The 18,089-nt window shown below is 70.9% G+C and carries 18 protein-coding genes; 9 read left to right on the forward strand and 9 right to left on the reverse strand.

Going from position 1 to position 18,089, the window contains the following annotated elements; all coding sequences use genetic code 11:
* Nucleotides 1-23: 23 nt before the first annotated feature.
* From OG852_RS45830 to OG852_RS45845, 4 genes are read right to left on the reverse strand one after another with little or no spacing between them, the layout of a single operon-like run.
* Nucleotides 24-1,067, reverse strand: a complete 1,044-nt coding sequence (locus tag OG852_RS45830) for an NAD(P)-dependent alcohol dehydrogenase (protein ID WP_330351619.1) — start codon at nt 1,065-1,067, stop codon at nt 24-26.
* Nucleotides 1,027-2,094 (reverse strand): ABC transporter permease, encoded by a 1,068-nt coding sequence (locus OG852_RS45835; RefSeq protein WP_133915373.1) that lies wholly within the window; start codon nt 2,092-2,094, stop codon nt 1,027-1,029. The genes OG852_RS45830 and OG852_RS45835 overlap by 41 nt, the downstream gene beginning before the upstream one ends.
* 1 nt (nt 2,095) lies before the next feature.
* The gene (locus OG852_RS45840; protein ID WP_330351044.1) at nt 2,096-3,619 is read right to left on the reverse strand and encodes a sugar ABC transporter ATP-binding protein; all 1,524 of its coding nucleotides are present in this window, start codon (nt 3,617-3,619) and stop codon (nt 2,096-2,098) included.
* On the reverse strand, nt 3,604-4,746 hold the full coding sequence (locus tag OG852_RS45845) for a substrate-binding domain-containing protein (protein WP_133915375.1): 1,143 nt from the start codon (nt 4,744-4,746) through the stop codon (nt 3,604-3,606). Before OG852_RS45845 ends, OG852_RS45840 begins: the two co-directional genes overlap by 16 nt.
* 305 nt (nt 4,747-5,051) lie before the next feature.
* Here OG852_RS45845 and OG852_RS45850 point away from each other — a divergent pair, with 305 nt between their 5' ends.
* Genes OG852_RS45850 through OG852_RS45865 form a run of 4 tightly spaced genes read left to right on the forward strand, consistent with a single transcriptional unit; the run spans nt 5,052 to nt 8,037 of the window.
* Nucleotides 5,052-6,458 (forward strand): aromatic ring-hydroxylating oxygenase subunit alpha, encoded by a 1,407-nt coding sequence (locus tag OG852_RS45850; protein WP_330351045.1) that lies wholly within the window; start codon nt 5,052-5,054, stop codon nt 6,456-6,458.
* Nucleotides 6,455-6,769, forward strand: coding sequence for a 2Fe-2S iron-sulfur cluster-binding protein (locus OG852_RS45855; protein ID WP_133915527.1), 315 nt, complete (start codon nt 6,455-6,457; stop codon nt 6,767-6,769). Before OG852_RS45850 ends, OG852_RS45855 begins: the two co-directional genes overlap by 4 nt.
* A 7-nt stretch (nt 6,770-6,776) precedes the next feature.
* Nucleotides 6,777-6,992, forward strand: a complete 216-nt coding sequence (locus OG852_RS45860; protein ID WP_133915377.1) for a transposase — start codon at nt 6,777-6,779, stop codon at nt 6,990-6,992.
* Between the two features lie 4 nt (nt 6,993-6,996).
* On the forward strand, nt 6,997-8,037 hold the full coding sequence (locus tag OG852_RS45865) for an NADP-dependent oxidoreductase (protein WP_330351046.1): 1,041 nt from the start codon (nt 6,997-6,999) through the stop codon (nt 8,035-8,037).
* Here OG852_RS45865 and OG852_RS45870 read toward each other — a convergent pair.
* From OG852_RS45870 to OG852_RS45885, 4 genes are all read right to left on the reverse strand, one after another.
* Nucleotides 8,020-8,346 (reverse strand): putative quinol monooxygenase, encoded by a 327-nt coding sequence (locus OG852_RS45870; protein WP_330351047.1) that lies wholly within the window; start codon nt 8,344-8,346, stop codon nt 8,020-8,022. The two genes, OG852_RS45865 and OG852_RS45870, sit on opposite strands and share 18 nt — an antisense overlap.
* A gap of 84 nt (nt 8,347-8,430) precedes the next feature.
* Nucleotides 8,431-10,167 carry a PEP-utilizing enzyme gene (locus OG852_RS45875; RefSeq protein WP_330351048.1) on the reverse strand — a complete coding sequence of 579 codons (1,737 nt, stop codon included), beginning with the start codon at nt 10,165-10,167 and terminating at the stop codon, nt 8,431-8,433.
* A gap of 52 nt (nt 10,168-10,219) precedes the next feature.
* On the reverse strand, nt 10,220-11,044 hold the full coding sequence (locus tag OG852_RS45880; RefSeq protein ID WP_330351049.1) for an SDR family NAD(P)-dependent oxidoreductase: 825 nt from the start codon (nt 11,042-11,044) through the stop codon (nt 10,220-10,222).
* On the reverse strand, nt 11,041-12,348 hold the full coding sequence (locus OG852_RS45885) for an aromatic ring-hydroxylating oxygenase subunit alpha (RefSeq protein WP_133915380.1): 1,308 nt from the start codon (nt 12,346-12,348) through the stop codon (nt 11,041-11,043). Before OG852_RS45885 ends, OG852_RS45880 begins: the two co-directional genes overlap by 4 nt.
* Before the next feature lie 155 nt (nt 12,349-12,503).
* On the opposite strand from OG852_RS45885, the gene OG852_RS45890 reads away from it, so the two are divergent.
* From OG852_RS45890 to OG852_RS45905, 4 genes are all read left to right on the forward strand, one after another.
* A complete protein-coding gene (locus OG852_RS45890) occupies nt 12,504-12,959 on the forward strand; it encodes a VOC family protein (protein WP_330351050.1) in 456 nt (151 codons plus the stop codon).
* A 96-nt stretch (nt 12,960-13,055) separates the two neighbouring features.
* The gene (locus OG852_RS45895) at nt 13,056-14,072 is read left to right on the forward strand and encodes a thiamine pyrophosphate-dependent dehydrogenase E1 component subunit alpha (RefSeq protein WP_330351051.1); all 1,017 of its coding nucleotides are present in this window, start codon (nt 13,056-13,058) and stop codon (nt 14,070-14,072) included.
* 5 nt (nt 14,073-14,077) lie between these two features.
* A complete protein-coding gene (locus OG852_RS45900; protein ID WP_133915382.1) occupies nt 14,078-15,103 on the forward strand; it encodes an alpha-ketoacid dehydrogenase subunit beta in 1,026 nt (341 codons plus the stop codon).
* Between the two features lie 5 nt (nt 15,104-15,108).
* Nucleotides 15,109-16,455 (forward strand): 2-oxo acid dehydrogenase subunit E2, encoded by a 1,347-nt coding sequence (locus tag OG852_RS45905; protein ID WP_330351052.1) that lies wholly within the window; start codon nt 15,109-15,111, stop codon nt 16,453-16,455.
* A gap of 239 nt (nt 16,456-16,694) precedes the next feature.
* Here OG852_RS45905 and OG852_RS45910 read toward each other — a convergent pair whose 3' ends face one another.
* On the reverse strand, nt 16,695-17,300 hold the full coding sequence (locus OG852_RS45910) for a TetR/AcrR family transcriptional regulator (protein WP_330351053.1): 606 nt from the start codon (nt 17,298-17,300) through the stop codon (nt 16,695-16,697).
* Between the two features lie 143 nt (nt 17,301-17,443).
* On the opposite strand from OG852_RS45910, the gene OG852_RS45915 reads away from it, so the two are divergent.
* Nucleotides 17,444-18,088: a TetR/AcrR family transcriptional regulator gene (locus OG852_RS45915; protein ID WP_330351054.1), complete on the forward strand. Its 645-nt coding sequence runs from the start codon at nt 17,444-17,446 to the stop codon at nt 18,086-18,088.
* The last annotated feature ends 1 nt before the right edge of the window (nt 18,089 follow it).

Below are 18,089 nucleotides of genomic sequence, written 5' to 3' on the forward strand. Positions count from 1 at the left end.
GCCGGCCCTTTCCGGATTCCGGGTCAGCCGTGCGGCAGCACCACCGCACGCCCGCTGATGTCACCGGCGTGCAGACGCTCGTACGCCTCCGGGGCCTGCTCGAGAGTGAACGTCTCGACGTGGGAGGACACGAGGCCCTGCCGTGCGAGTTCGAGGATTTCCATGAGCTCGGTCCGGCTGCCCCAGTAGGGGAAGGAGGCCGACACCTCGAACGGCAGTCCGCCGCCGAAGCCGACGGCCAGAGTGCCCCCGCCGAGGCCGACGACCGTGACATCGCCCGCCACCGCCACCGCCGCGGCGGCCACCGCCAGGGTCGCCTCGGCTCCGACGAAGTCCAGGACGACCTCCGCACCCGTACCGCCGGTGAGTTCCCGGATCCGTGCGGCCGCCGCGCCGTCGGAGAGCAGCGTCTCGTGGGCGCCGACCTTGCCCGCCAGGTCCAGCTTCTCCTCACTCGTGTCTAGGGCGACCACCCGGGCGGGGGTCAGCGCGCGCAGCAACTGCACGGCGAGGTGCCCCAGCCCGCCGACGCCGATCACCACCGCCGTGCTGCCGGGCAGCAGCTTCGTCAGCGACCTGCGGATCGCGTGATACGGGGTCAGCCCGGCGTCGGTGAGGGGCGCCCCCTGCACGGGGTCGACCCCGTGCAGCGGGACCAGGTGGCGCGGCGAGTCCACCAGCATGTACTCCGCCAGCGCGCCGGGCCGGCCGAGCCCGGGAGGCAGGATGCCCAGCCCCGCGGCGTGCGGACAGCAGTTCTCCCTGCCCTCGGCGCACTGGTGGCAGCGACCGCAGCCCCACGGGCCGTACACGGCCACGGCCTCGCCCTCCGCCACGGCGGTGACGCCGGCGCCGAGTGCCGCCACCGTCCCGACACCCTCGTGACCGAGGGGCATCGGCAGGGCGTAGGGGAACACCTCCTCGGGCCAGCCCATCACCGCCAGATCGGAGTGGCACAGGCCCGCCGCCGTCACCTTCAACAGCACCTGGCCGGGGCCGGGTTCGGGAACCGGAACCTCCACGACCTCAGGAGCGTGCCCCACCCGCAGGTACTGAACGGCCTTCATCATCGGATGTCCTTGCTGTAGTCGGGGCCGGACGGGTCCCCGTCCGGCGGCGTAGAACGGTGGGCAGGGCGATCCGGCCACCCGTGAGGACCAGCGCCACGATGAGGACCGAACCGGTGAACAGGCTCGCGGCCCACTGGGCGCTGGTGGCGAGCCCGAGTCCCGTGATGCCCGTGCCGAGCAGGAGGACCGCGAGGACGGTGCCCCAGGCGTTGAAGCGGCCCGCGTGGAACTGGGTCGCCCCGACGAACGCGGCGGCGTAGGCCGACAGCAGATACGGGGTGCCCGCGGTCGGCGATCCGGATCCGACCGACGACGCGAAGACGACGCCGGCGAAACCGGAGAGCAGCGCGGAGGCCACCAGCGTCAGAAAGCGCAGCCGGTCGGTGCGCACCCCCTGCAGCCGGGCCGCGTCGGCGTTGAAACCGGTCGCGTACAACCGGCGCCCGGTGGCGGTGTGTTCCAGCACGAACCAGATGGCGAGGGCGGCGAGCAGCAGATACAGCACCGGCAGGGTGATGCCGCCCGCGTCGAGCTGGGCGATGTCCGCGAACGGCTGGGCGAGCAGTTGCACACCGGTGATGGAGCTGTCGTTGGTGACCATGGTGATCAGGGACTGTATGAGCGCCCCGGTGGCCAGGGTGGCGATGAACGAGTCGACGCGCAGGATCACCACCACGATGGCGTTGACCACCCCGACCAGCAGGGCCGCGGTCATCGCCAGGGTGGTCGAGGCGAAGGGGCCGAGACCCGTGGAGACCAGGAAGTGTGCGGTCAGCACACTGGTGAGCGACATGGTGTAGGCGACCGACAGGTCGAAGACGCGGGCGGCCAGCGGCAGTACGACGCTGAGCGCCACCAGGCCCGCCACGGCGTTGCCGTTCAGCACCTGCTTGACCGTGATGAGGGTCGGGAACGTGTCCGGCGCCCATACGGAGAAGAGCACGACGATGACCAGCCACACGTACACGGCGCCGATGTTCCGGAACGACAGGGCGGCCGCCGCCCGGGTCGGGTTGGGCCTCATGTCACTCGGTTCCTTCCATGGCGTGCACGAGCGCGGGCTCGGTGATGTCCCGGCCGCTGATCTCGCGTGCGATCCGGCCGTCCCGTACCACCAGGACGCGGGTGCACAGCGCGAGCAGGTCCTGCGTGTCGGTGGAGGACACGATGACGCCCATGCCCTCGTGGGCCTGGCGCTCTATCAGGTCGTACAGCTGCAGCCGGGTGGCGATGTCCACGCCCGCCGTGGGTTCGCACAGCGTCAGCACCGGCGGGCGCTGGGCCAGACAGCGGGCCATGACGACCTTCTGCTGGTTGCCGCCGCTCAGCGTGGTGATCCGGGCGCCGCGTCCGGCGGTACGCACGCCGACCCGCCTGATCCAGTCCTCGGCCAGGGCGGATTCGCGGCGTCGGCGCAGCCGCCCGGAACGGGCGCGCAGCCGCTCCAGGAGCGGCAGGGTGAGGTTCTCGCCGACCGAGAAGTCGCCGATCACTCCCTCGCCCGCCCGGTCGGCCGGGACCAGGGGAAGGCCCAGGCCGCCGGCGTCGCGCACCTCGGTCCACCGCTCGGAGCGTCCCGGCAGCCGCAGCCTGCCGCTCACCCGCCCGGCATGGGCCCCGCACACCGCGTACGGCACGATCTCGTGCCCGGAGCCGGCCAGACCGGTGATGCCCAGGCGCTCGCCCCCGGCCAGGTCGAAGCCGACTCCCCGCAGGGGGCCGGCCCACAGGTCGCGTACCTCCAGCACGGGCTCGGCGAGGCCGGTGGGAGGCGCGGGACGATGGTCCGTCTCCATCTCCTCGCCCGCCATCAACTCCGCCAGCGAACGCGGAGTGAGCTCGGCGACCGGGCGCGTGGCGATCCGGCGCCCGCCGCGGATCACGGTGACCCGGTCGGCGAGCGCGAAGATCTCGTCCATCCGGTGCGAGACGTACAGGACGCCGGCGCCGGCGTCACGGACCTCCCGCACGATGTCGAAGAGGCGGGCCACCTCGCCGGGCGGCAGCACGGCGGTGGGCTCGTCGAGCACCAGGACACCGCGGCGGCCCTCCCAGCCCTGGAGTGCGGCGGCGATGGCCACCACCGTGCGCTGGACGGGGGTCGCCGTCGCCAGGGGCCGGCGTACGTCGATGCCGACGCCGAACCGTTCGACGAGTGCGCTCGTCCGCCGCTCCATCTCAGGCCAGCGGATGTTGCCGAGGGCCGTGCGGGCGAAGCCGTGACTCAGGGCGAGGTTGTCGATGGCGCTCAACTCGCCCACCAGTCCCAGCTCCTGGTGGACGAAGCGGAGCCGGTCATGGCGGGAGGCCGCTACCTGGCCGAGATCGAAGGGCTCACCGTCGAGTTCGGCCACGGCACCCGGCTCCGCGTGGTGGTAGCCGGCGAGGATCTTGATGAGGGTGGACTTGCCGGAGCCGTTGGGCCCGATCAGGGCGTGGATCTCGCCGGGCGAGACCTCGAGATCGACGTCCTCGAGTGCCTGGGTGCCGCCGAATCTCTTCGACAGGGCGGCCACCCGGAGCACCGGCCCGGTCAACTCAGTCCCCACAGCGCCTTGAACTGCGCCTGGTAGTCCTCGACGATCGGGAAGTCGCCGAGAGACTTCGGGAGGTTGTCCTTGGTGATCAGCATGTTGGGCAGGACCGCCTTCTGGTCCACGTCCATGGACAGGCCGGCGAAGTGGCGGGCCAGCGCGTCGACCTGGAGCCACGCGGCCTCGTGCGAGTTCAGTGCCATCGCGGCGTCGCTGAGGCCGCTCTGGATGTACTGGTAGTTCTGCCCGTCGCCCACGTTCACGGCGATGTGCTTGCCGGTGATGCCGGCGGTCTTCAACGCGGCCGGGACACCCACGTTGAGCAGGCCGAGAGAGAAGACGACGTGGGTCACCTTCGGGTGCGAGCGGAGGTACGACACCACGCGGTCCGGCATGTCCTTGCCGATCGAGGTGATCGGCACGTCGACGGTGTCCAGCGCGCAGCCCTCGCACCACTCCTTGTACTTGGCCGCGAAGGTGTCCTTGACGGGCTTGAGGATGGTGTAGGCGGGCAGGTCGAAGTAGACGGTGTCGGCCTGGGCGTCGCTGTCGGACACCACCCATGAGGCGAGCATCTCGCCCTGGACGGCGACGTCGTCGGGCCCGTTCTTGAGCAGGGAGACGCCGTCGCCCACCACGTCGTCGGCGTTCGACTGGATGACGGGGATGCCCGCCGCCTTCAGCTGCGCCAGCTGCTTGGCGTACACCGCCCGCGGGAATCCGGAGGAGACGACGGCGTCCGGCTTGTCGCGCAGCGCCTGTTCGTAGGCGGCCTGGACGGTCTCCGGCGTGCCCTGGGTGGCGATCTGCTTGACCTGCCATCCGAGTTCGTTGGCGCCGGCGGTGAAGAAGTTGGCCAGGTCCTGGCAGGACTGCACGCCGCACAGAATGAAGTCGATCTTCTTGTCGGAGGGGATCTTCCTGCCCACCGGTTCGGTGACCGGGATCCGGTTCGGGTGCTGTGCGTACTTCTCCACGGCCTTGCGGGCGGCGATCAGTCCGGGGGAGTCCGAGGCCGCCGCTTTGGCGGAGTCGGCGGCGGGAGTCGTGCCGGGGCCGCACGCCGCCAGGGCGAGCAGGGCGGTGACGGGGACGGTCGCCGTGAGGGCGCGGCGGACCGCGCGACGGGGTCTGGAACTCATCGTTGAGTACTCCCGTGGTGTGTTGCCCCGGAGCGGATCGCCGCGGGGCTGTGGCCGGGAGGGCAGAGACCGTCCCGGAAGGGGGAAGACACCGAGAAACTTATGAGGCACTACAGCCTCAAGTGGGTCGGAGTGTGACATGCCCCGGCGGGCTTGGGGAGAGGGTCGCCCCAAGAAATTCCAGGCTCGCGGTCCAATCGGGGCGTGAACTGGAAAGGTGTGGGGTCGATCCGGCTGCTCGAGTGTTGCTCGTTGCCGTCAGGGGTAACTACACTCGCTCTAAAGTTTCTGCCGGAGGAGAGATGATGGACGAAACGTCGGAGCCGGCCACTGCGCGGTGCCCCGGGCCCAGCGTCCAGGACTACCTCGACCAGGACAGCCGCCCCGTTCCCGCCGCGCTGAGGTATGAGCGCAACGACCCCCTCGGCAGCGAGGACATCGACACGGCCCGCTTCACCTCCCGCGAGTGGGCGGAACGCGAGATGCGGCAGGTGTGGCGGCGCGTCTGGCAGTTCGCCTGCCTGGAGAGCGAGATTCCCGAGGTCGGCGACCACGAGGTGTACGAGATCGGCGACGACTCCCTCATCGTCGTCCGCACCGCCCCCGACGAGATCCGTGCCTTCGTCAACGTCTGCCTGCACCGCGGACGCAAGCTGCGCACCTCCGGCGGCAATGTCGGAGAGTTCCGCTGCTCCTTCCACGGCTTCGCCTGGAACCTCGACGGCACCTTGCAGACCCCGCCCTGCGCCTGGGACTTCCCGCACGTCACCCCGGAGAAGTTCGCCCTGCCCGAGGCCCAGGTGGCCACCTGGCGCGGCTTCGTCTTCATCAACATGGACCCGTACGCCGAGTCCTTCGACAGCTATCGCGGCACCTTCGACGACTACTACATCTGGCCGCTGGAGAACCGGTACAAGTCACTGCACATCGGCAAGGTCCTGCCCTGCAACTGGAAGATCGCGCAGGACGCGTTCATCGAGTCCTTCCACGTGATCGCCACCCACCCGCAGATGCTGCCGTGGCTCGCCGACGCCAACTCCCAGTACGACGTCATGGCGGACCAGCCGAACTGGAACCGGATGATCAACATCCAGGGCGCGCCCAGCCCGCACGTGGCGGACTCCGTCACGGAGGAGGACGTCCTGGAGACCTTCTACGACTCGCGAGCCTTCTACGCCGCCGCGCAGGGACGTGACCTGGTGCGGGGGGAGGGCGACGAGCTTCCGGCCATCCCTCCCGGCGGCACCGCCCGCCAGGTCCTCGCCGAGCGGATGCGCGCGCAACTGGCGGCCACCTCGCAGCAGGACTTCTCCGCCACCCCGGACACCGAACTGCTCGACGCCATCAACTACTTGCTGTTCCCCAACTTCAACCCCTGGGGCGGCGCCAAGTCGAACATCATCTACCGCTTCCGGCCCAACGGCCTCGACCCCGACTCCTGCACCGCAGAGATCATCTTCATGTCGTCCCCGAAGCAGCCCGGTGACATCCCGCCCCCCGCGAAGATCCGCTGGGTGCCGGAGGACATGCTCTTCGCCGACATCCCCGAACTCGGCGTGCTCGGACCCGTCTTCGACCAGGACTGCGAGAACCTGCCCTACGTCCAGCAGGGCCTGAAGGCGATGCGCAAGCCGGGCATCACGCTCGCCAACTACCAGGAGAGCCGCATCCGTCACTTCAACCGCACGCTCGACCAGTGGATGGACAAGTGACCCACCGGGTCGCGCTCGGGCCCCTGGGCGTCGAGATCGAAGTCCTCGACGGCGAGGACCTGTTCACCGCGGCCCGGCGGCTCGGCTACCGCTGGCCCACGGTCTGCGGCGGCAAGGGCACCTGCCGCACCTGCTTCGTCCAGGTGGAGGAGGGCGCCGAGAACTGTTCCCCGGTGGGCCCGCTGGAACGCGAGGGCATCGAGGCCCTGCGCAGGCCGGTGGACGGTCTGACCCGGCTCGCCTGCCTGCTCCGGGTCGAGGGCCCGGTGACCGTGACCAAGCGCGGCGTGCGCCGCCGAGTGCAGGAGTGAGGGCCCCATGGCCAAGCAAGTGATCCACCCACTGACCGGGCATGTGTACCGGCTCACCGAGGACGGACTGGTCGAGGTGACCGACCCCAGGACGGGAGCGCGGGGCGTCTTCGACTTCCAGGCCCGGTGGCAGTCGGGCGAACTGCGCCACGCCGACCTCCAGATGGCCGGCTGGGTCGGCCGCCTCGCCCTGCGGCGTACGACCCGGCAGCCGGAGCAGTGACCCCGTGACACCCCGTACCACCCGGGTGGTCTGTCTCGTGCGCAGACCCGATGGAGAACCGCTCCCCACCGACTTCGCCGTCGAGGAACGCGAGCTGCCGCCCCTGGGGGAGAGGCAGGTGCTCGTGCGCAACCTCTACATGAGCGTCGACCCGTCCATGCGCGGACGTCTGGAGAGCACCGAGAAGCACTACACGCACAACTTCACCCCGGGCTCGCCGCTCGACGGCCGTGCCCTCGGTGTCGTGGAGGAGAGCCGCTGTGCCTCGGTGCCGCCGGGCACCTACGTGCGCCATCAGCTCGGCTGGCGGGAGCGGGCCGTGCTGGACGCGGCGCACACGGACGGCGCCGGTCGCATCGACCCCCGGCTCGCCCCGCTGCCCACCTGGCTGGGCCTGCTCGGCCAGACCGGGTTCACCGCGTACGTGGGTCTGACCCGGATCACGGCGGTGGGCGCGGGTGACACCGTCTTCGTGTCGGCGGCAGCCGGCGCGGTCGGCACCGCCGCCGGCCAGTTCGCGCGCCTGCTGGGGGCGGACCGCGTCATCGGGACCGCCGGCGGCCCGGCCAAGTGTGCCCTGCTGGTGGAGGAGTTCGGCTACGACGCCGCCGCGGACTACCGTGCCGAGCCGGTGCGCGACGCGCTGGCCCGGCTGGCGCCCGAGGGCATCGACGTGTACTTCGACAACGTCGGCGGGGAGCAGCTCGCCGCCGCGCTGCACGCGCTGCGCACCGGTGGCCGGGTCGCCCTGTGCGGCATGATGTCGCAGTTCGGCGGCGACCGACGGGCCGCCGACATCAACCAGTTGATCCAGGCGGTCCTCAAGCGGCTGACCCTGCGCGGTTTCATCGTCCGCGACCACGACGACCTGCGGCCGGAGTTCGAGCGGCGGGTCGCGGGCTGGCTCGCCGAGGGCCGGATCACCGCGCGCGAGACGGTCGTGGACGGCCTGGAGAACGCCGCGGGAGCGCTGCTGGCCCTGCTCGGCGGCGGCAACGTCGGCAAGATGCTGGTGCGGCTGGGAGAGTCAGCGCATGGCTCGTGACGAGGCCACGGTGTGTGCCTGCAAGGAGACCCCGACGCGCGTCAAACCGGCCACCGCCGCCCGGAAGTCCTTGATGTGCGGGGTGGTGAAATGCTCGTCGAGGGCTTCCTGGGAGACCCACCGCTCATACACCCGGATCCGCTGTTCGTCGCCCGGGTCCGCGGTCATCGCGTAGTCCAGGCAGCCCGGCTCCTCCGCACGGGTCCGGTGTCCCAGTACGACCAGGTGTTCCAGCATCCTGTCGCGGTCGCCGGGCGCGTAGTCCATCCAGCCGGCGACGATGATCTCCTGTGCGTTTTCCTCTGGCACTGCGTGTTCCCTTCGCGATCATGGCCGTGGGCCCGCCGCCCCGTCGGGGGGAGCGGCGGGCCCACGCGTTTCTGGGACCTTCTCTCAGACGCCGAGCGATGCCGGCACGCTGTCCACGGTGACCGTGCCCTTCTCGCCGTCGACCGTGATCACCATCCCGTCCCGCAGCCGTCGCGTCCCGCCCTCGACGGAGATCACGGCCGGGATGCCCAGCTCACGGCAGACCACCACGGCGTGGCTGTTGAGCGCGCCCACATCCACGACCGCCGCTCCCGCGACCAGGAACAGGGGGGTCCAGGCCGCGTCCGTGATCGGCGCGACCAGCACCTCGCCGGGCTCCAGCGCCTCGCACGACGCCGGGTCGGTGACCACCCGCACGGTGCCGGTGTACGTGCCATGACTGCCGCCCACACCCCCGAGCACATCACCCTCGACGGCCGCCGTTGTCCGCTCCTCGGCGCGTCGCAGCCAGGAGTCGACCTCGGTCTGCGTGTCGTCGGCGACGAAGAACGGCGGCTCCAGGTCGTGCAGGCCCGCGTACTCCTCCAGCCGCCGCGCGATGACGGGACCGAAGGACTCCGGGGCGGCGACGTACTCGTCGAGTTCGGTGTCCAGGAGCATCATCACGTCCTCCGGCCGGGCGAACAGCCCCGCCTCGACGCCCCGGCGGCCGAGCTCCCGTACGGCCATGCGGATCTCGTTGACGACGGTGACGCAGTTCGCCTTGGTGCGCTCGCGGGCCGGGATCCACACCTGGGAGGCGTGCAGGCCGGCGTCGAACATGGCCCGGGTCTCCTCGGGCAGCGCGGCCCGGATCTCCCGGGCCGTCCGCTCACGCCCCTCCGTCAGCCGCCTCCGTCGGGCGGCCGGGGAGTCGTCGTCGGGGCTGTGCCGGATCCGGTCGACCAGGGCCAGTGCCTGGACGGGCGCCGCCTCCCAGGACAGCGCGTGGATGTCCCACTCGTTGGGGCCGCGGTCGCCGGACTCCGCCAGGAACTCCTCGAAGGAGTCACGGAACGCCTTCACGTCCCCGGCGGCCCCGTCGAGCGCCTGCTCCACCGCGGCCGGACCCCGGTCGAACAGCGCGCTCAGCTCCGCCGAGGCCGCCACCTGGCGGGACAGCGTCCACAGCCCGGTCGAGGGGGAGGCGGAGTCGACGTCGCCGAGCCCGCCGATCAGGTCGAGCATGGCGCCGGGGCGGTCCACGCTCGCGCACAGCGGGCCGAGGATCGCCGGTCCGACGGAGGCGGGCAGCGACGACTCGACGTGTCGCCGGAAGGTGGTCTCCACCTCGTCCAGCAACGACCGTGCGTGCGCGATCAGTTCCGCGTCGGACAGCTGGGCCAGGTCGGGTCGCGCGCGGCGCAGGGCGCGCAGCCGTTCCCGGTCGGCGTCGGCCTCCGGGAAGCCGGTCTGGCCGAGCATCCGCTGCAGCGTCGCGCCCGCCTTGGCGGTCAGCTCCTCGTCCCGGTCGTCCGGGTGCGCCACGTACACCGGCGTGTCGGAGCGCTGACCGACGAAGGCGGCGTCGATCTGGTCCGCCGTCTGGCCCATCCGGATGCCGAACAGCCGCATGTGCGACAGATTGAGGTAGAAGTGGCCGCCGAACATGCCGACGAACGGCGGGCGGGGGCCGGCCACCTCCTCCTCGCGGTAGATGCCGAACCCGACGAAGCCGTTGCGCCAGCCCTGCAGGCCCCGCCCCCAGACCAGGGTCCAGCCCAGCGGGCTGGCGGGGTCCGGCAGGGTCTCGCCCGCGTTGGCGCGGGTGTAGTGCGGCAGCCGCTCACTGCGCTGCCAGTCCGTGATCCAGCTCTTCATGACCGAGGTCTCCCGCTGTCCGTACCCGTGCCTGCCCCTGTCCGTCCCCGGCCTACCACTGCGCCGTTCCGCCGTCCACGCTGATCAGCGCGCCGGTGATACCCGCACCGGCCTCGCTCGCGAGCAGCGAGGCGACGGCCGCGATCTGCTCCACCGTGGTGATCTGCTTCGTGGCGGCATGCTCGGCGAACCGGCCCAGCCATTCCTCGTAACTGATGCCCTCGGCCTCCGCCGCGGCGGGACCCGCGGCCCGCATGAGGTCGGTGTCGACGGCGCCGGGGCAGATGGCGTTGCAGGTGATGCCCTGGGTGCCGTACTCGAACGCGGTCGCCTTGGTCAGGCCGTGGATGGCGTGCTTGTTGGTGATGTAGTGGCTGATCGCGGGCTTGTTGGCCTGCTTGCCCTCCACCGACGAGATGTTGATGATGCGGCCCCAGCCGCCTTCCAGCATCTTCGGCAGCGCCCGGCGGGTGCCGTAGAAGTAGTTGTTGACGTTCAGGTTGAGGGCGTCGTGCCACGCCTCGTCGCTGAGCTGGTGGATCGGGGCGAAGCCGGAGCTGCCGCCCACGTTGTTGACCCAGATGTCGAGCCTGCCGAAGCGCTCGGCGGCGAAGTCGGCGAGGCCCTCGATGTCCTGTTGGCTGCCCGCGTCACAGGGGTGGAAGACGGCCCGGTCCCCGGCGCCCATCTCCTCCAGGGCCTGCTTGCCCTTGACCTCGCTGCGGCCGCTGACGACGACCGTGGCGCCGTCGGCGAGGAAGGCCTCGGCGATGGCGCGGCCGATGCTGCGCGTGCTGCCCGTGATCACCGCGACACGCCCGTCGAGGCTGCCCGTTGCCACCATGGTGTTCTCCCGCGAGTGTTGTTGGTTGCTCACCTGGCGGCTCTGGGGGCTGCTGTGGCGCCACTGTCCAGGTGTCGGTGAATGGTGCGGTGGAAGTGCTGGAGCCCGGGCTCGTTGCGTCCGAAGACGAAGTCGGTCCCGTCGAGGGCCTTCAGACCCTGCTGGACTCCGTAGGTGGTCGCGTAGTCCTCGTCGCGGACCACCTCGTGGAACCACGCGCCGAACCGGTCGGCGGCTTGGCGCTCCTCCTCGGTGACCGCCGGTTCCCGCAGCAGGATGATCTGCTGCGTCACCGACTCGGTCGGCGTCCGGGGGAGCACCAGGGAGACGGCGATCTTCTGGCGCCAGCCGCCGGCGATCGCGAGGCCCGGGAAGAGCCAGTAGATGGGCCCGACACAGTCCCCGGGGTCACGCCGGTCCGGCGGCAGCTCGACCGCCTGCGCGATGGGGCGCAGGGCCGGCGCGATGCGCTGGTGGGGGCCCCAGGTGTCGTGGGCCATCATGTTCGAGAGGTTCGTCTCGAACACCGTCTTCGGGTGCAGCGAGGCGAAGTGGTACGTCTCCAGATACCCGTCGAGGGTGACCTTCCAGTTGGGACTGGTCAGTTCGCCGGTGGAGTAGTGGTGGCACTCCGCCAGCCGGAGGCCCTCCAGCAGGGGCTGCAGATCGCCCAGCCACGCGTCCAGGTCGGGCTCGGCCGCCGGGTCCAGCGAGACGAAGACGATGCCCGCGCGTTCCCCGGCCGGGAGTCCGACGAGGCTGCGCCCCCCGCGCGCAACCTCGCCGAAGGTCTTCTCGGCGTACACGCCCCGCAGCTCCCCGGCCAGGTCGTAGGACCAGGAGTGGTACGGACAGGTGAGCCGTTTCGCCACCCCGCAACCGGCTTCGAGGAGCTTGGCCCCCCGGTGCCGGCACGCGTTGATCATCGCGTGCACGGTGCCCTGTCGGTCACGCGTGATCAGCACGGGGATGCCGAGCACGTCGATCGCCTTGTAGGTGTTCGGCCCCGGAAGCTCGCAGGACATGGCGAGCGGCAGCGGCACGCTCCGGTGGACGGTGTCGATCTCGCGCTGCCAGCGGTCGGCGTCGAGGTAGTTGGCCACGGGTTCCGTCCACTGGCCGTCCGCCTCGTGCGTCGTGCTGTCGCGGTAGTGCGCCATCACCCGCTCGACGAGTTCGGCCGCTTCCCGCCGCATCGTCACGGACGCCGCGTCGGTGGACCGGTCCCGGCTGATCCACGACGCGTATTCCGGGGTGGCGGGGGCGGAGGGGGCCGCGACCGGCGCCCTGCCCTCGGCGTCCGTCTCCCGAATCTCCGGCGAACTGGTCTGGACCACGATGTCCTCACAATCCTCCCAGCCGCGAGCCGGTGACCGGCTTCGAAACGCGACGGCTGGGTCGTGTCCGAAACGACAACAGGACTTAGTGTGGTCTGTCAATAGAAAGTGTCGAAGTCACCGCTCGGTGTCCCCTGGGGGTGGGTGTGATGGTCATGACGCGGCCGTTCGAGGTGGGGGTGGTGGTGCGGGACCTGGCGCTGATGGAGCGCTTCTACGGCGACGTGCTCGGCTGTCGCGCCGAGCACCGCTCGCGCGTACCGGAGTCCATCGGGGGTCCGGCCGGGCTCGGCGGCGAGCTGGTGGTCGTCTGGCTGCGGGTGCCCTCCGGGGGGTGCGTCAAGCTGATCCTTCCCCTGTCGGAGCCGGTGGCGGCGCATGCGGTGCCCTGCTCGGCCGGGCGCGCGGGCCTGTCGTATCTCACCTTCCATCTCGACGACATGGAGCCGGTGGTGGCGGCGCTGCCGGCCGCGGGTGCCCGGCCCCTGTCGAACCCCGTCGTCGTCCGGGTGCGCGGCCGGCGGATCAGCTTCTGGACGGATCCGGAGGGCAACGTCGTGGAGTTGGTGGACGCACGGGGCGGCGAGCCGGGTCCGGGGCGTAGTAATTAGAGACGCTGTTCAGTAAGGTGCCCCGTGCTGGTTACTGTAGACCGGCATAAGTAAGTCCGATTGCTTGGCAACCTCCCTCGGACGAAGGGGCGGACGATGGCTCAACGAGCGTCAACGACGTCGAAGAAATCCCCGCAGGTCAGCACCCAGGTCAGCCCGCCGGTCGTGAAGGACCTGCACGAGCGCATGGTCCGCATACGGCTCTTCGAGACCGAGGCGGGAAGACTCATGGAGGCGGGCAAACTGCCCGGCTTCCTGCATCTGTATGTCGGCCAGGAAGCCGTGGCCGCCGGCGTCATGGCGGCCCTGCGCGACGACGACCAGATCACCTCCACCCACCGAGGCCACGGACACGCCGTGGCCAAGGGGGTCGGCTTCCGCGAGATGTACTCCGAGCTGTACGGCCGGGTCACCGGCGCGTGCCTCGGCCGCGGCGGAAGCATGCACATCAACGACCTCACCCGCGGCATGCTCGGCGCCAACGGCATCGTCGGCGCGGGCGTCCCGATCGCCGTCGGCGCCGCCTTCGCCGCCCGGTACAAGGGCGAGGACAGCGTCGCCGTGACCTTCTTCGGCGACGGCGCCACCAACATCGGCGCCTTCCACGAGGGCGCCAACATGGCCGCGATCCTCGGGCTGCCGGTGGTCTTCGTCTGCGAGAACAACGGCTACGCGGAGTTCACCCCGCAGTCCGGGCACATGCTGCTCACCGACGTCGCCGACCGGGCCGCCGCCTACGGCATGCCCAGTGTGATCGTCGACGGCATGGACGCGATCGCCGTCCACCGCGCCGCCACCGAAGCCGTCGAACGGGCCCGGGCCGGCGCGGGCCCGATGATGATCGAGGCCAAGACCTACCGCTACTTCGACCACCAGGGCGTCAAGGGCCTGCGGCACCCCTACCGCTCGGACGAGGAGGTCGCCGAGTGGAAGTCCCGCGACCCCGTCGACCTGATCGAGGCCCGGGCGGTCGCCGACGGCAGCGCGACCCGCGCGGAACTGGACGACGTATGGCGGCGCACGCGCGAGGAGATCGCCGAGGCCATCGCGTACGCCGAGGCGAGCCCGCTGCCCGACCCCGCCGACCTGCTGCTCAACGTCTACTCGGGATGACCGCCATGACCACCACCACTGAAGCGTCCGCCGTCACCCCGGTCGTCGCCACGCGGAAACTCACCTACGTCAAGGCCTTCAACGAGGGACTCGCCCAGGCCATGCGCGAGGACGAGAACGTCTTCGTCGCCGGCGAGGACGTGGCCGGATACGGCGGCGTGTTCCGTATGTTCGACAACCTGCTCGACGAGTTCGGCCCCCGCCGCATGATCGACACCCCGATCTCCGAAGCCGCTCTGGTCGGCCTCGGCGTGGGAGCCGCCGCCCGGGGGCTGCGCCCCGTCGTCGACCTGATGTTCATGGACTTCATCGGCGTCTGCCTCGATCAGATCGTCAACCAGGCGGCGAAGATGAAGTACATGTTCGGCGGCGCGCTGTCCGTGCCGCTCACCATCACCACCGCCTCCGGAGCGGGCCTGGGCGCCGCGGCACAGCACAGCCAGAGCCTGGAGGCCTGGCTGGCCCACGTGCCCGGCCTCAAGGTCGTCATGCCGTGCGACGCCTACACCGCCAAGGGCCTGACCGTCTCGGCCATCCGGGACGACAACCCGGTCGTCGTCATGCTCAACAAGGTCCTGCTCGGCAGCGCCGGCGAGGTGCCCGAGGAGATCTACGGCATCCCGCTGGGCCGGGCGCACACCGCGCGACAGGGCTCCGACGTCACCGTGATAGCCCTCGGCCGCATGGTGGGGGAAGCCCTCGCGGCGGCCGACGAGCTCTCCGCCGAGGGCGTGGAGATCGAGGTGATCGACCCCCGCACCGTGCAGCCCCTGGACACCGAGACGATGTTCGCCTCCGTCCGCCGCACCAACCGGGTGCTCGTCGTGCACGAGGCCGTCACCTTCGGCGGGCTCGGAGCGGAGATCGCCGCGCAGATCCAGGACACCGTCTTCGACTACCTGGACGCGCCGGTCCTGCGCATCGGCGCCCCCTTCTCGCCGGTGCCCTTCTCCCCGGTCCTGGAGAAGGCGTACGTCCCCGATCGCGCCCGCATCGCCCAGGGCTGCCGGCGCCTCCTCGAAAGGTCGTGAGCGACGTGGCGGTCGAGGTTCTGCTGCCGAAGATCGGCCTGACCATGCAGGAAGGCACGATCGACGAGTGGCTGGTGCCCACCGGTGCCGCCGTCGCGGAGGGCGACGCGCTGCTGCGGCTGGCCACCGACAAGGTCGACGTGGACGTCGAGGCGGAGGCCGCGGGCCTGTTCCACCCCCTGGTCCCGGCGGGGGCCACCGTGCCGGCCGGGGCCCTCATCGGCTGGCTGCTGGCCGAGGGCGAGCAGCCGCCGACGCCGGCCGGCTCCGGGATCGGCGCGGACACGGCCGCCGCGCCCGCCCTCGACGGCGACGGTGCCGCCGCGCCCCCCACCGTCAACGGCAGCGGTGACCGGCTGCTGTCCTCACCCAACGCCCGGCGGGTCGCCGCGGCCGCCGACGTCGACCTCACCGCCGTACGCGGTACGGGGCCGGGTGGCCGGATCGTGTCCGAGGACGTGGAGGAGTACCTCGCGTCCCGCCCCGGCGGCCTCCTCACGCCACTTCCGCCGGGCGGCACCCCCTCCTCGCCGCTGGTCCGCAAGCTGGCGAAGGAACGGGGCATCGACCTTTCCGAGGTGAGCGGCAGCGGGCCGGGCGGCCGGATCCGCAGGGCGGACCTGGAGGAAGTCGCTCCGGCAGCCGGACCCACCCACGTGCGAACCAGTGATGTCATCCCGCTCACCGGGATGCGCGGCACCATCGCCCGCCGGATGCACGCCAGCCTCCAGGAGATGGCGCAGCTGACGCACGGCTACGAGGTGCGAATGGACGCCGTGGTGTCCCTGCGGGACCGGCTCAAGGAGGAGTGCGCCGACAGCGACCTGCCGGTTCCCAGCCTCAACGACTTCCTGCTGAAGGCCTCGGCCCTCGCCCTGCGCCGGCACCCACTGCTCAACGCGACGGTGCGGCAGGACGGCGTCCATCTGCTCGACGGCATCCACCTCGGCTTCGCGGTGGCCGTCCCGGGCGGCCTCATGGTCCCCGTGATCGAGGACGCGGTGGCGCTGCCGCTGACCGAGATCGCCCGCCGGTCGAGGGCACTCGCCCAAGCAGCGCGCGAGGGGCGTATCTCTCCCGCGCAGTTGGAGGGGGCCACCTTCACGGTCACCTCGCTCGGCGGATACGGCGTCGACTTCTTCACCCCCGTGATCAACCCCGGCAATGTCGCGATCCTCGGGGTGGGCAGACTCAGGGACGGAGTCGAGTGGGCGGAGGACAGGCCGCTGCGGACACGCGTGCTCACCCTGAGTCTCACCTTCGACCACCGTGCCGTCGACGGGGCACCCGCCGCCGACTATCTGCGCACGGTCGGAGAGCTGCTGAGCAAGCCCCTGCGCCTGCTGCTCTGACCGGATCTCCAGTGCCCCGGCAGGCAACGTTTGCCCCGTCGGGCAAACGTTGCCTGCCGCGGCACTAGGCCGTGTCTGACAATTCCCGTCGTCGCCCGGAGGGCGGCCTGGCGGCGTCAGGTGCGTGCTCTCGGCGTGCCGGGCGTAGACCCTCGTACTGGGCGTACTCGGGTCTGCGCCCGGTGCGCCGAGAGTGCGTGCATGGCGTCGCGAGGCAGACGGGAATTGTCAGACACGGCCTAGGAGGCCGGGTCGGCGATCCGCTCCGCGAGGTCGCCGACCTCGCGGACGAAGGAGCGGTGCCCCAGCGACCGGTAGACGTCGTCGCCGCGGACCTGTGAGATCGCCGCGGTCTCCAGCAGCGCCAGCAGACCCAGGCCGATCACCGCCGCCTCGGCGTCGGAGACGGACGTACGGGCCTTGCGGATCAACCGCACCAACTCGTCCAGCAACTCCGTCCGGCTCTCCTGGCGCCGCGCCTCCGCGTCCTGGCTCATGCCGGCCGACGACACGAAGAACACCGTGGCGGCCGACCGGTGCTCGCCCATCCAGGCCAGCAGCGAGGTGACGGCCGCTCCGGTGTCCGCGCCCGGTTCGTGGGCCTGCGTGATCGCCTGCAACTGCTCGCGCAGCGCGGCGGCGAACGCCCGCATGGCCTCCGCCAGGATCTGGTCCTTGGAGGAGAAGTGGTAGTACACGGCTGCCGAGGTCATCTCCGCACGAGCGGCGATGTCGGCCACCGTCACCTCGTCCGGCGGCTGCGTGGCGAACAACTCCGTGGCTGCCTCGACCACCCACTGCTTGCGCGAGGGACGGTGAGCGGCGCGGGTTCCGGATGTCGTCATGCTGTCAAGTATGCCGGGACCTCGATGCCTCGGAGGCCAACGCGCAGCAGGAGTTTTACGGACGGACGGTGGGAGTTACTGGATACAATGGTCAGTACGCAGGGTCCACGGACGCGGGCTCGAGGCAGCGGGCAGGGAGCATGATGGCCACCACGAAGAACGGCAAGCAGCCCGCCCACCGGCCCTCGCGGCGGCAGCACATCATCACCGCCGCAGTGAGGGTGTTCGGCCGCAACGGCTTCGCGGAGACCAGCATCCAGGACATCGCCGACGAGGCCCAGGTGGTCCCCACGGCCGTCTACTACCACTTCGACGGCAAGGAAGAGCTGCTCGAACTCGCCATGCGCCGGGTCTTCGACCAGTTGAACGCGGTCGTGGAGGCGGCCCGGCCGGAGTCCGAACCCGGTGACGCGGAAGGCCTGGTCCGTGTCATCGACGCCGTGTGGGACTGGGTGGAGCAGAACCCGGACGAGGCCCGGCTGTACCAGGTGCAGGTCGCCTCCGCCAACGGCAACGTCAAGGTACTGAGGGACGAGTTCGAACAGCGACACATCCAGCGTGGCTACGACTATCTGCCCGAGGGCACCACGCGCAGCCCCCGCGCGGCCAAGGCCCGGCACGCGACACAGGCCCTCGCGGTCCGCACGCTGATCAGTACGACCATGCTCGTCACCGCACTGCGGGCGGAGGGAGGACCGCTGTCCCAGCTGCCCTCCCGGTCCGTGCTGGAGGCGGTCAGGGCGCTGGCGCTGCGCATCGTCGCCGCCGAGCAGAAGCCGGCCGACTGAG

This window comes from Streptomyces sp. NBC_00582, from assembly GCF_036345155.1.
In the GTDB taxonomy this organism is placed as follows: Bacteria; Actinomycetota; Actinomycetes; order Streptomycetales; family Streptomycetaceae; genus Streptomyces.